The organism is Streptomyces sp. NPDC027663, from assembly GCF_055566415.1.
The window spans coordinates 189,194-201,715 of sequence record NZ_JBVHSK010000005.1; the positions used below are offsets into that span (position 1 = coordinate 189,194).

At 69.8% G+C, this 12,522-nt stretch carries 15 protein-coding genes; 14 read left to right on the plus strand and 1 reads right to left on the minus strand.

Annotated elements, in window-relative coordinates; translation table 11 throughout:
* Window positions 1–130: 130 nt before the first annotated feature.
* The 4 genes from ACZ4SF_RS16350 to prcA all read left to right on the plus strand — a co-directional run bounded on the left by ACZ4SF_RS16350 (window position 131) and on the right by prcA (window position 2,600).
* The gene (locus ACZ4SF_RS16350) at window positions 131–349 is read left to right on the plus strand and encodes a ubiquitin-like protein Pup (RefSeq protein WP_059248381.1); all 219 of its coding nucleotides are present in this window, start codon (window positions 131–133) and stop codon (window positions 347–349) included.
* Between the two features lie 49 nt (window positions 350–398).
* Window positions 399–1,004, plus strand: a complete 606-nt coding sequence (locus ACZ4SF_RS16355) for an endonuclease VII domain-containing protein (protein WP_468384134.1) — start codon at window positions 399–401, stop codon at window positions 1,002–1,004.
* Window positions 956–1,801: a proteasome subunit beta gene (gene prcB / locus ACZ4SF_RS16360; protein WP_468384137.1), complete on the plus strand. Its 846-nt coding sequence runs from the start codon at window positions 956–958 to the stop codon at window positions 1,799–1,801. The genes ACZ4SF_RS16355 and prcB overlap by 49 nt, the downstream gene beginning before the upstream one ends.
* Window positions 1,802–1,862: 61 nt before the next feature.
* Entirely contained in the window at window positions 1,863–2,600 is a 738-nt protein-coding gene (gene prcA / locus ACZ4SF_RS16365; protein ID WP_468384140.1) for a proteasome subunit alpha, read from the plus strand.
* A gap of 84 nt (window positions 2,601–2,684) precedes the next feature.
* On the opposite strand, the gene ACZ4SF_RS16370 is transcribed toward prcA, so the two are convergent.
* Window positions 2,685–3,701 carry a LacI family DNA-binding transcriptional regulator gene (locus tag ACZ4SF_RS16370; protein ID WP_468384143.1) on the minus strand — a complete coding sequence of 339 codons (1,017 nt, stop codon included), beginning with the start codon at window positions 3,699–3,701 and terminating at the stop codon, window positions 2,685–2,687.
* Between the two features lie 114 nt (window positions 3,702–3,815).
* Here ACZ4SF_RS16370 and ACZ4SF_RS16375 point away from each other — a divergent pair, with 114 nt between their 5' ends.
* The 10 genes from ACZ4SF_RS16375 (at window position 3,816) to tatC (ending at window position 12,450) form a co-directional block, all read left to right on the plus strand.
* A complete protein-coding gene (locus ACZ4SF_RS16375; RefSeq protein ID WP_468384146.1) occupies window positions 3,816–5,075 on the plus strand; it encodes an MFS transporter in 1,260 nt (419 codons plus the stop codon).
* A 9-nt stretch (window positions 5,076–5,084) separates the two neighbouring features.
* Complete coding sequence (gene pafA, locus ACZ4SF_RS16380; RefSeq protein WP_468384150.1) at window positions 5,085–6,446, plus strand: Pup--protein ligase; 1,362 nt, start codon at window positions 5,085–5,087, stop codon at window positions 6,444–6,446.
* A gap of 142 nt (window positions 6,447–6,588) precedes the next feature.
* The gene (locus ACZ4SF_RS16385; RefSeq protein ID WP_468384153.1) at window positions 6,589–7,587 is read left to right on the plus strand and encodes an FKBP-type peptidyl-prolyl cis-trans isomerase; all 999 of its coding nucleotides are present in this window, start codon (window positions 6,589–6,591) and stop codon (window positions 7,585–7,587) included.
* A gap of 87 nt (window positions 7,588–7,674) precedes the next feature.
* On the plus strand, window positions 7,675–8,046 hold the full coding sequence (locus tag ACZ4SF_RS16390) for an FKBP-type peptidyl-prolyl cis-trans isomerase (protein WP_468384156.1): 372 nt from the start codon (window positions 7,675–7,677) through the stop codon (window positions 8,044–8,046).
* A gap of 137 nt (window positions 8,047–8,183) precedes the next feature.
* Entirely contained in the window at window positions 8,184–9,161 is a 978-nt protein-coding gene (locus ACZ4SF_RS16395) for a helix-turn-helix transcriptional regulator (protein ID WP_468384159.1), read from the plus strand.
* Window positions 9,162–9,175: 14 nt separating this feature from the next.
* Window positions 9,176–10,222: a helix-turn-helix transcriptional regulator gene (locus tag ACZ4SF_RS16400; RefSeq protein ID WP_468384162.1), complete on the plus strand. Its 1,047-nt coding sequence runs from the start codon at window positions 9,176–9,178 to the stop codon at window positions 10,220–10,222.
* A gap of 77 nt (window positions 10,223–10,299) precedes the next feature.
* The gene (locus tag ACZ4SF_RS16405) at window positions 10,300–10,578 is read left to right on the plus strand and encodes a hypothetical protein (RefSeq protein ID WP_468384849.1); all 279 of its coding nucleotides are present in this window, start codon (window positions 10,300–10,302) and stop codon (window positions 10,576–10,578) included.
* A gap of 97 nt (window positions 10,579–10,675) precedes the next feature.
* Window positions 10,676–10,870: a hypothetical protein gene (locus ACZ4SF_RS16410; protein WP_468384165.1), complete on the plus strand. Its 195-nt coding sequence runs from the start codon at window positions 10,676–10,678 to the stop codon at window positions 10,868–10,870.
* Window positions 10,871–11,169: 299 nt separating this feature from the next.
* A complete protein-coding gene (gene tatA / locus ACZ4SF_RS16415) occupies window positions 11,170–11,451 on the plus strand; it encodes a Sec-independent protein translocase subunit TatA (protein WP_468384168.1) in 282 nt (93 codons plus the stop codon).
* A 48-nt stretch (window positions 11,452–11,499) separates the two neighbouring features.
* The gene (tatC, locus tag ACZ4SF_RS16420; RefSeq protein WP_468384171.1) at window positions 11,500–12,450 is read left to right on the plus strand and encodes a twin-arginine translocase subunit TatC; all 951 of its coding nucleotides are present in this window, start codon (window positions 11,500–11,502) and stop codon (window positions 12,448–12,450) included.
* Window positions 12,451–12,522: the final 72 nt, after the last annotated feature.

Here is a 12,522-nt window from a genome sequence, read left to right on the forward strand (position 1 = left end):
GGAAACCCCACCGTCCGGGAATCATCGAGATGGCCCCCGCACGTTGTGGAAACTGCGGGGCCGATGTCGGACCCGGCCTATAGGGTCTGATCATCACCGATCGGCAGGCGAACTGAGCGGGGTGAGGGATATGGCAACCAAGGACACGGGCGGCGGGCAGCAGAAGGCCACGCGCTCCACCGAAGAGGTCGAGGAGCAGGCGCAGGAAGCGCAGGCCTCGGAGGACCTGAAGGAGCGGCACGAGAAGCTGTCGGACGACGTGGACTCCGTCCTGGACGAGATCGACGACGTACTCGAGGAAAACGCCGAGGATTTCGTGCGCTCCTTCGTGCAAAAAGGTGGAGAGTAGAGGCGCAGTCGTCGTCTTACCTTCGAAGTGAAGGTGACGGGGGAGTTGGGTGGCTGAGGAGCCGGATGCGAAGGAGTGCAGGAAATGCAGGCGTGATCTGCCGCCTGTGGCCTTCGCGAGGGACAGGAATCGGCGTGACGGCCTCCAGGTGCATTGCCGGGAGTGCGTGGCGGAGTACAGCGCCGCGCACTACCGGCGCCGCCGGGAGGCCATGGGCAAGCCGGTCCGGGAGAAGGTGGACGCCCCGCCGGGGCACAAGCTCTGTCGCATGTGCGGTGAGATCAAGCCGCACAGCGAATGGCATCGCAACGCGACCGCTTCCGACGGGCTCTCGACGCGGTGCAAGGCGTGCCGTGCCGCGCTCGGACGCGAGGATCACCTGAGGCGCAGTTACGGCCTCACCAAAGCTGAGCGTGACGATTTGATCGCCTCGCAAGGAGGCGTCTGCTGCATATGTTTGGCGGCTGTGCCTGCACATGTGGATCACTGCCATGAGACGGGTAGGGTCCGTGGCGTACTGTGCTTCAGCTGCAACGCTGCACTGGGGCAGTTCAAGGATCAGCCCGAGGTCATAAGGCGGGCTGCTGCATACGTGGAAGGAAACGCGTGGAAGCCAACACTCGTAGCACCGGGCGTCTACCAGCTGCCTTCCTGACGCCAGGGTCCTCTTCGTTCATGGACTTCCTGTCGGAGCACCAGCCCGAGCTGCTGCCCGGCAACCGGCAGCTGCCGCCCACCAAGGGCGTGCTCGAGGCGCCGCACGGGACCACCATCGTGGCGGTGACGTTCCCCGGTGGCGTGGTGCTCGCCGGTGACCGCCGGGCCACGATGGGCAACGTGATCGCCCAGCGGGACATCGAGAAGGTCTTCCCGGCCGACGAGTACTCCGCCGTGGGTATCGCCGGCACCGCCGGTCTGGCCGTGGAGATGGTCAAGCTCTTCCAACTGGAGCTGGAGCACTTCGAGAAGGTCGAGGGCGCCCAGCTGTCGCTGGAGGGCAAGGCGAACCGGCTGTCGACCATGATCCGCTCCAACCTCGGCATGGCCATGCAGGGTCTGGCCGTGGTGCCCCTCTTCGCGGGGTACGACCTGGATCGCGAGCGGGGGCGCATCTTCTCGTACGACGTCACGGGCGGCCGTTCCGAGGAGCACAACTTCGCGGCGACGGGCTCCGGCTCGATCTTCGCGCGGGGTGCGATGAAGAAGCTGTTCCGGGACAGCCTGACCGAGGAGCAGGCCACCACCCTCGTGGTGCAGGCTCTGTACGACGCGGCTGACGACGACTCGGCGACCGGTGGTCCCGATGTCGCCCGCCGGATCTATCCGATCATCACCGTGATCACCGAGGACGGCTTCCGCCGGCTCACCGAGGACGAGTCGTCCGAGCTGGCCCGCGCGGTGCTCCAGAAGCGCCTGGAGGAGCCGGACGGGCCGAAGGCCGCCCTGCTCTGAGCGCGGGCCCGTTCTTATCGAGGTGATCCAGTGACCATGACAGAAAGGGACGGATAAACCGGTGTCGACGCCGTTCTATGTCTCACCCCAGCAGGCCATGGCCGACCGGGCGGAGTACGCCCGCAAGGGCATCGCCCGAGGTCGCAGCCTGGTCGTGCTGCAGTACGCCGACGGCATCGTGTTCGTCGGTGAGAACCCGTCCCGTGCGCTGCACAAGTTCAGCGAGATCTACGACCGGATCGGCTTCGCGGCCGCCGGCAAGTACAACGAGTACGAGAACCTGCGCATCGGCGGTGTCCGCTACGCCGATCTGCGTGGTTACACCTACGACCGTGACGATGTCACGGCGCGTGGTCTGGCCAACGTCTACGCGCAGACGCTGGGCACGATCTTCTCCTCGGCGGCCGAGAAGCCGTACGAGGTGGAGCTGGTCGTCGCCGAGGTCGGGGAGACGCCCGAGGGCGACCAGATCTACCGGCTGCCGCATGACGGCTCCATCGTGGACGAGCACGGCTCGGTCGCGGTGGGTGGCAACGCGGAGCAGATCAGCAGCTTCCTGGACCAGCGGCACCGTGACGGCATGACTCTCGCGGAGGCCCTGAAGCTGGCGGTGCAGGCGTTGTCCCGGGACACCAACGGCAGCGAGCGGGAGATTCCCGCCGAGCGGCTGGAGGTCGCGGTGCTGGACCGCACGCGTCCGCAGAAGCGCAAGTTCAAGCGCATCGTGGGCCGTCAGCTCGCCCGGTTGCTGGAGGCGGGCGGCGCGGCCACGGAGGCGGAGAGCTCCGAGGAGGAGTGAGTCACCCCGCTCGGTGGTGCCCCGGTCGGAGGTCCGGCCGGGGCATCTGTCTGTCCGGGCTGTCCGGGCGTGTGTGAGGGGTTCCTAGGGCCGGCGAGGCGGGGCCGTGGAGCCTCGTACGACCAGTTCGACGGGGATGTCGCCGCCCTCGGGCTCGCGGCCCTCCAGGACGGCCAGGAGGGCCCGCATGCCTCGCTCCCCGAACAGTTCGGCGTCCAGTCGTACCGTGGTCAGTTCGGGGTCCAGTGCGGTGGCGAGGGCCAGGTCGTCGAGGCCGGTGACGGAGATGTCGTCGGGGACGCGCAGGCCGAGGCGGCGCAGTGCTTTGTAGGCGCCGGCGGCGAGCTTGTCGTCGTCGCAGACCACGGCGGTCGGCCGGGGGCCGGGCGTGGTGAGCGCGGCCGCGGTGGCGGTCAGTGCCCCGTCGATGGAGATCGGTGCCCGGGCCGTGCGGATCTCGGTGCCGGGTACGGCTGCCATGCGTGCCGCCAGTTCGTGTGCGCGGACCTCGAAGGTCCAGGACGGTACGTCCGCGGCGAGGTGCAGGAGCCGGCGGTGGCCGAGGTCGAGGAGGTGCCGGGTGACCTGGCGGACGCCGTCGGCGATGTCGAGGTTGACGGTGGCGGCGCCGAGGCTGCCTTCCGGGTCGCTGTCGAGCATGACCAGGGGCAGTTGGTCGCCGCGGATGGCGGTGAGGGCGTCGGCGGCCATGGAGGAGGCGATGACGCCGTCCAGGGCGGCCTGAGCGGAGGCGAAGGGGTCGCGGGCCGGCCCGATGCCTTCGGGGGAGGGGTAGAGCACCACGCCGAAGCCGTTCTCGGCCGCGACGCGGGCGGCGCCGGTGTAGACGCCGGCGAAGAACTCCGTGGTCAGGGCGGGTACGACGAGCAGGACGGTGCGGGTGCGGCCGAGGCGGAGGTTACGGGCGGCGAGGTTGGGGCGGTAGCCCAGTTCGCGGGCGGCCGCGCGGACCCGTTCGGCGGTGGTCTCGGACACCCGGCCGCGCCACTTGTCGCCGAGGACGAGGGAGACGGCCGCCTGGGAGACCCCGGCCGCCTGGGCGACGTCACGGCTGGTCGGGCGGGTGCTGCTGGGTGCCACCGCGGGGCTGCTCCTTGTGTCGGGTCGTTCGTCGTCTGGACGGGTGAACAGCGCTCATGGTACGTATGGACAGGGACGTTATACGTAACACTTCGGGGCGTTGGAGGACAGGACATGGCCACGGGATACCTGGAGATCCTGAGGGCGAGGCACGCGCTCCGGCTCCTCACCGGCACCCTGGTCGGCCGGCTGCCCAACGCCACCGCCGCCATCGCCCTGGTGCTCTTCGTCCGCGCCGAGGGCGGCACCTACAGCCTCGCCGGCGCGCTCGCGGCCGTGTACGGGGTCGCCAACGCGGTCGGCCAGCCGGTGCTGGGCCGGCTCGTGGACCTGTACGGCCAGCCTCGCGTGCAGCTGCCCGCGGCCGTCCTCGCGGCGCTCTCCATGACGGTGTTCGCCTTCTCGGGCACCGACCCGCTGCCGCTCGCCCACCTGTCCGTCGCCGCGGCCGGCCTGTTCACCCCGCCCCTGGAGGGCGGCCTGCGGGCCCTGTGGCCGTCGGTGCTGCGCCGCGAGGAGCAGGTGCACACCGCGTACGCCATGGACGCGGTCGCGCAGGAGATCATGTTCACCGTCGGCCCGCTGCTGGTGACCCTCTGCGTGGCCGTGTGGGACGAGCGTGCCGCCCTGCTGGTGCTGAATCTGCTGGGGGTGCTCGGCGCGCTCTCGGTGGTGGTCTCGCCGCCCTCGCGCGCGTGGCGCTCGGCGCCGCGCGAGGCGCACTGGCTGGGCGCCCTGCGCTCGCCGGGGCTGCTCGCCCTGCTCGCGGCCTTCCTGTTCATCGGCATCGCGCTGGGCTCCATCACGGTCGCCTCGGTGTCGTACGCCGACGGGCACGGTGGTGATGCGGTCTACGGCTGGCTCATGGCCGGGCTGGGCCTCGGAGCGCTCGTGGGCGGCACCGTCTACGGCGCCCGGCAGTGGGCCGGCGTGCCCGAACGGCGGCTCAGGGTGCTGGTGGCTCTGCTGGCGGTGTGTTATCTGCCGCTGATGCTGATGCCGGGCGCGTTCGCCATGGTGCTGCTCAGCGTGGTCTCCGGGGTGTTCCTGGCGCCCTGTATCGCCTGCGCCTTCATCATCGTCGACCGGCACGCGCCGCGGGGAACCGTCACCGAGGCGTTCTCCTGGCTTGTGACCACGTTCACCGTGGGTGCCTCGGTCGGAACGGGCCTGGCAGGGCCGGTGGTCCAGGCCGGTGGCGCGGTGTGGGGCTTCGCGCTGCCGGGGGCGGCCGGGGCCGTGTCGCTGCTGGTCCTGTTCGCCTGCGGAAGGGTCCTCGCAGCTCCCGCGCGCGGGGCGGTCGTTGCGGCTTCATCGGAAAATGATCCAAATCGTGCTGCCGAACCCCGTTTCAGCTCGGGGGATCGGGCGTAATGTTCCCTCATGGACCGCCGCATTTTCGGGCTGGAGAACGAGTACGGCGTCACGTGCACGTTCAGGGGACAGCGGCGCCTGTCTCCTGACGAGGTGGCGCGGTACCTCTTCCGCCGTGTCGTGTCATGGGGCCGCAGCAGCAATGTCTTTCTGCGAAACGGCGCCCGGCTCTATCTCGACGTGGGTTCACATCCGGAATACGCGACCCCCGAATGTGACAACGTGACCGAACTGGTCACCCACGACAAGGCCGGCGAGCGCATTCTCGAAGGACTCCTGGTGGACGCGGAACGACGCCTGCACGAGGAGGGAATCGCAGGCGACGTCTACCTCTTCAAGAACAACACCGACTCGGCGGGCAACTCCTACGGCTGCCACGAGAACTACCTGGTGGCCCGGCACGGGGAGTTCTCCCGGCTCGCGGACATCCTCATCCCCTTCCTGGTCACCCGGCAGCTGCTGTGCGGCGCCGGCAAGGTGCTGCAGACCCCGCGTGGCGCCGTCTACTGCGTCAGCCAGCGCGCGGAGCACATCTGGGAGGGCGTCTCCTCGGCGACGACCCGCTCCCGGCCCATCATCAACACCCGGGACGAGCCGCACGCGGACGCCGAGCGCTACCGCCGGCTGCACGTCATCGTCGGCGACTCGAACATGTCCGAGACGACCATGCTGCTCAAGGTCGGCGCGACCGACCTGGTGCTGCGCATGATCGAGGCGGGCACCGTGATGCGCGACCTCACGCTGGAGAACCCGATCCGGGCGATCCGGGAGGTCAGCCACGACATCACCGGCCGGCGCAAGGTGCGCCTGGCCAGCGGCCGTGAGGCGTCCGCGCTGGAGGTGCAGCGCGAGTACTTCGACAAGGCCCTGGACTTCTGCGACCGCCGCGGCATCCGCACCGGCACCGTCGCGCAGGTCCTGGACCTGTGGGGCCGTACCCTCGAGGCGATCGAGAACGAGGAACTCGACCGGATCGGGACCGAGATCGACTGGGTCATGAAGTACAAGCTCATCGAGCGGTACCGGGCCAAGCACAACATGACGATGTCGCACCCGCGGGTCGCCCAGATAGACCTCGCCTACCACGACATCCACCGCCGTCGTGGCCTGTACTACCTGCTGGAGAAGAAGGGGCAAGCCACCCGGATCTGCAACGACTTGAAGATCTTCGAGGGCAAGTCGGTTCCCCCGCAGACCACTCGGGCGCGGCTGCGCGGCGACTTCATCCGACGGGCACAGGAACAGCGCAGGGACTTCACGGTCGACTGGGTGCACCTGAAGCTCAACGACCAGGCACAGCGCACCGTGTTGTGCAAGGACCCGTTCCGTTCGGTGGACGACCGGGTCGAGAAGCTCATCGCCGGAATGTAGCGAAAGGCGGAGAGCCGAGCGTTTCCCGGCCGGGATGCCGGAACGCCACACGGGCGCCGTACGTTTCCCGTACGGCGCCCTTCTCACGACGTAGAGTTGCGCGCACGCCATCCGCAAGATCGACCGATTACGAGGCTCTTCCGTGCGCCGACGCTCACTCATCCTCGCCGCCGTACCCGCAGGACTGGCCACGCTCGCCGCATGCGGTGACGACAAGTCCGACTCCAGCAAGGCCGGTGCCTCACCGTCGGCGTCCTCCTCGCCCCCGCCGAAGATCGTGGACGGCCCGCTGCCCGCGGTCACGGCGGGCACGAAGTTCGGTGAGAAGCCGACCGTCGCCAAGGGGCCGGGCGATCCGTCGAAGAATCTCACGGTCAAGACGCTGATCGCGGGCAGCGGCCGCACGGTCGCGGAGAACGACTTCGTTCAGGCGAACTACCTCGGCCAGATCTGGAACACCGCCAAGGTCTTCGACAACTCCTACGACAAGAAGCGCCCGCTGGTCATTCAGCTCGCCCAGGGCAGCACCATCGACGGCTGGCGGTACGCCCTGGCGGGCAAGAAGGTGGGCAGCCGGGTGCTGGTCGCCGTCCCGCCCGCCCTGGGCTACGGCACGTCGGGGAACCCGCAGGCGGGCATCAAGGGCACCGACACCCTGGTGTTCGTCATCGATGTGGTCGGCGCCTTCAACTCCAAGAGCTCCGCCGACGGCAAGCCGGTGCCGCAGGACGACACCGCGCTGCCGAAGGTGGGCACCAACACCGACGGCCAGGTGCCCAAGGTGACGATCCCGAAGACGGACCCGCCGAAGAAGCTGGTGTCGGAGTACGTCCTGGAGGGCGACGGCGCCGAGCTGAAGGCCGAGCAGGTGGTGCTGTGCCAGTTCCAGGGCCTGGTCTGGGACGGCGGAAAAACCTTCCAGCGGACCTACGGCTCGGGCCGGCTCAGCCAGTTCTCGCTGGAGCAGATGCAGCAGACCATCAAGGGCCTCGCCCAGGGCCTGGTCGGAAAGAAGGTGGGCAGCAGGGTGCTGATCGTCGTCCCGCCGGAGCTGGGCCACGGGAACAACCCGCCCAGCGGCGGGCCCGTCAAGAAAGACTCCACCCTCGTGTTCACGGTGGACATCCTCGCCGCCATGTAGGGCCCGCTGCGCCCGTGGCGGGCGAGAGGGCTGTGGAGATGAAAGACTGTCCGCGTTTCGTGTCGTACACAAGCAGGAGCTTTTGACGTGAGCATCGAGAAGCCCGAGATCGACTTCCCGGGCGGCGAGCCGCCGGCGGACCTCGAGATCAAGGACATCTGGGAGGGTGACGGGCCGGTCGCCGCGGCGGGCCAGAACGTCACCGTCCACTACGTCGGCGTCGCCTTCAGCACCGGCGAGGAGTTCGACGCCAGCTGGAACCGGGGCACCCCGTTCCGCTTCCCGCTCGGCGGGGGCCGTGTCATCAAGGGCTGGGACCTGGGCGTGCAGGGCATGAAGGTCGGCGGCCGCCGCCAGCTGACCATCCCGGCCCACCTCGCCTACGGCAACCAGAGCCCGACCCCGGCGATCAAGCCCGGCGAGACCCTCATCTTCGTGGTGGACCTGCTCGGCGTCTGATCCGCTGCCCGGGTCCGTCCGGATCCGATCACCTGGGGCCCATGCCTGTTCGGGCATGGGCCCTCGGCTTTTGTCACCGCACCGCGGAGCGGTACGGTCATCGATCAGAAGCACCATAGGGAAGGCGAAGGGCGTCGATGGCCATTGCCAAGGCCGAGCGGCTGATGAACCTCGCGCTGTGTCTGCTCGGCACACGCCGGCCGCTCAGCAAGCGCGAGCTGCGGGATTCCATCGAGGCGTATGTCGAGGCCGCCAGGCCCGAACACGGTGCGGCGGGGAGCGACGACTCCTTCAACCGCATGTTCGAGCGGGACAAGGACGATCTGCGCGAGCTGGGCCTGGTCATCGAGACCGTCGAGAACCTCGACGGCGAGGTCGGCTATCTCGCCCGCCGCGACAGCAACCGCCTGCCCCCCATCACCCTGGACGCCGAGGAAGCCGCCGCCCTGGGCCTCGCCGCCAAGGTCTGGCAGCAGGCGCGGCTGGCCGGTGCGGCCAGCGGCGCCCTGCAGAAGCTGCGGGCCGCCGGGCTGCCCGAGGACGTCGACCCGTACGAGGCGCACGGCGCCCTGGAGCCGCGTATCCCGGTGCACGAGGCCGCCTTCGAGCCGCTGATGCTGGCGTGCCGCGACCGTCGGCCGGTCCTCTTCGAGTACCGCAAGGCCTCTGCCGCCCACCCCGAGCCGCGGCACGTCGAGCCGTGGGCGCTGGAGTGCTGGCGCGGCCACTGGTACCTGGCCGGCTTCGACCGCGAGCGGGGCGCCGAGCGGGTCTTCCGGCTCTCGCGGATCACCGGCAGGGTCCGCTCGCGCGGCACGGGCTTCACCGCGCCGGTGCCGGACGTCGTCACCGTGCGGGAGACCGTCGCGAGCTGGGCCGGTGAGATCGCCGACCGCTCGGCGCTGATCCGGCTGCGTTCCGGCGCCGGTTACCCCCTTCGGGCGAAGGCCACGAGGGTCCGGGAACTCGGCGACGGCTGGGACGAGTTGGAGATTCCGTACGGACACGGTCTGGACGCCTGGCTGGTGGAGTTCGGGCCGGACGTGGTGGTCCAGGAGCCGGCCGAGCTGCGGGCCGACGTGGTGGACCGGCTGCGTGCCGTGGCCAAGGGCTGAGGGAGAGCAGGACTGTGGCAGGCAAACCGGCCAGGACCGTCAACGCCATCGACCAGACCCGGCGGATGCTCTCGCTGGTGACGTACCTGAGGGAGCGTCCCGGCGCGCGGATCGCCGATGTCGCGCGTGCCTTCGGCATCAGTGAGGACGAGCTGGTCGCCGACCTCGATCTGCTGCCCATGTGCGGCACCAGCTTCCGCGGCGGCGACCTGCTGGACATCGACACCGACGGCGAGCGCATCTGGTGGCACAACCCGGCCGCGCTCGGTGAGGAGGCGGCCGAGCCGCTCCGGCTCGCCGCCGACGAGGCCACCGCGCTGCTGGTCGCCGCCCGGGCGGTCTCGACCCTGCCCGGGCTGCGCGAGGGCGACCGCCAGGCCCTGCTGCGGGCGACGGCCAAGGTGGAGGCGGCGGCCGGTGAGGCCGCCGGCGCCAGCTCCCGCCTGTCGGTGACCTTCGAGTCCGAGGGCGGCGTCTTCGCCGACGTCGACCGGGCGATCTCCGAGCGCCGCCGGCTGTGGATCCGCTACTACTCCCCGGCCCGCGACGAGGTCACCGAGCGCGAGATCGACCCCATCCGGCTGGTCAGCGTCGGTCACACCTATGTCGAGGCCTGGTGCCGGCGCTCCGAGGCCCGGCGTACCTTCCGGCTCGACCGGGTCGCCGAGATCCGGATCCTCGACGAGCCGTCCGCTCCGCCCGAGATCGAACTGCGTGACCTGTCCGAGGCGCTGGTGCAGCCGGCCGCCGAGGACCCGGAGGTCGTGGTCGAGGTCGGCCCCGGCGGTCGCTGGGTCGCCGAGTACTACCCGCACGACAGCGCCGATGAGCTTCCTGACGGCGGGCTGCGTATCACTCTGCGCACCCCCGATCCGGCCTCCCTGCGCCGGCTGGCGCTGCGGCTCGGCCGCGACGGCCGGATCGTCTCCCCGCCGGAGCTGGCCGAGAGCGCCCGCCGGGCGGCCCGCGAGGCTCTGGCGGCGTACGAGGGCGCGGTGCCGGGCGAGGGCTCGGTGGGCGCGGTGCCGGGCGCGGGTGACGGCGCCGAGCGGTCTGCGTGAGCCGAGGCCGTGCCGCCCCGGCGGCGAACGACCAGAGCGACCAGAGAAGAGGAGCGAGAGCTGTGAGCGAGTCTCCGATGGCCGGTGCGGGTGAGATGACGGTGGCGACCGCCTTCGCCGGGATGCGGAGAGTGGTCCCCGTGATGTTCAAGGCCGGCTGCCCGGACTGCCGGGGCCGCTTCGAACTCGCCGCGAGCGCCCTGCGGCTCGCCATCGGCGCCAGCAGCCGGACGACGTTCTACTCCTTCACCTGCCCCGACTGCGGCTCCGCGGTCCGCAAACCCGCCGGGGAGCGGATCGTCGAACTGCTCACCGGCGGCGGGGTCAGGACCCTGCGGCTGCACTCCACGGTGTGACCGGCCCGTCCGGGCCCGGCCGAGCGCCTGCCGCGGTGTGGCCGGGTGCGCGGGCCCACGGCGGACGGTCCGGTGCGGACCGTCTAGTCTCGGGGGCATGTTCTGGCCGATGTTCGCGGTAGCCGTGGGTTTCCTGAGTCTCGCCGTCCTGGGAGTGCTCGCCGTCCGGGTGTTCCTGGAGGCGCGGCGCCTCGGGCAGCAGGTCTCGGAGTCCGCTCGCCGTATCAACCGGGCCGCCGAGGACCTGGAGCGGGCGGCCGGGTCCGCCGCCCGGGCCGTGGACGCCCTGTGAGCCGCGCCGGATCTGCCGCCCGGGCCGTGCACGGCCTGTGAGCCGTGCCGGGCGATGTCGGTGAGTCGTACGGTACAAGCGGTTTGCGTCACTTCGCCCTGTCATCCCGGCCTGTGGGACAGGTACGCTGCTGGTCGTGGTGCGGTGAACGAGGCCCGCACCGTGGACCGGGCGTACGCACGGGGATTGCCCCCTGTTTACCCCTGAGCGTTACGATCGCTGCCAGCACGACCATCGGACGCATGTCCGACTGGTCGGACAGCACCCACCCAGCCGCCTCGGTGAGAAGGTAAAGATTCATGTTCGGTGGAAAAATCGGCGCTCCCGAGATCATCCTGATCCTCGTCATCGTCATTCTGCTGTTCGGCGCGAAGAAGCTGCCGGACATGGCCCGCTCGCTCGGCAAGTCCGCGCGCATCCTCAAGAGCGAGGCCAAGGCGATGAAGGAAGAGAGCAACGGTTCCACCCAGGCCTCCGGCTCCAACGAGCAGTCCGCGGCCCAGCGCACCATCCAGGCGGCTCCCGGCGACGTGTCCAGCTCGCGGCCGGTCAACGAGCCGACGGACACCACCCAGCGCTGACGCAGGGCCGGGCCTGTCCCGGCCTGCCGCACGAGATGAGGACGTGGGTTGCTCAAGCCTGCCCGCAAGAAGGAGAGAGATCCCGAGGGACGCATGCCCCTTGCGGATCACCTTCGTGAGCTCCGCAACCGGCTCGCGAAGGCGATGCTGGCGATCGTCATCGTGACGGTCGTCGCGGCCTTCTACTACAACGACATCATCAATTTCCTGACGAAGCCGATCCTCGACTCGGTCGGCTGCCGGGAAACGTTCGAAGAGCTGGCGAAGTCCAGCGGCAAGACCCAGTGCGCAGAGATCACCATCAACGGTCTCCTCGCGCCGTTCACGCTGGCTCTCCAGGTCTCACTGATGGCGGGTGTCGTGCTCGCGTCGCCGATCTGGCTCTACCAGCTGTGGGCCTTCGTGGCGCCGGGCCTGCACCGGCACGAGAAGAAGTACGCGTACGCCTTCGTCTTCACCGGCGCCCCGCTGTTCTTCGGCGGTGGCTACTTCGCGTACAGGCTGCTGCCGACCACCGCCAAGGTGCTGATCGACTTCACGCCGAGCGGCGACATCAAGAACCTGCTGCCGCTCGACGACCTGCTCCAGCTGGTCACGCGTATGGTGATCGTCTTCGGTCTCTCGTTCGAGCTGCCGCTGCTGCTGATCATGCTCAACCTCACCGGGGTGCTGTCCGGCAAGCGCATGATGAGCTGGTGGCGCGCGATGATCCTCGGCATCACGGTCTTCGCGGCCGTGGCCACGCCGAGCACCGACCCGCTGTCCATGCTGGCCCTCGCCGGGCCGATCTGGGTGCTGTACTTCGCCGCGGTCGCCTTCTCACTGCTCAACGACAAGCGCAGGCGCCGCCGCGAGGCCGAGGGCCCCGCCGACGACGAGGCCTCCGAGCTGGACCTCAGGCCCGAGGACATCGGCGAGGTCGAGCCCGTCCCGGCCACCCGGGCGCTGCCCGAGCAGTCGGGCACGGACCGGGTCAACGGCTACGACGACGTGACCTGACCGTCCGGCGAACCGTGCGGTGATGCCCCCGTCCTCCAGGACGGGGGCATCCGTCTTTGTCGATCAGCCCAC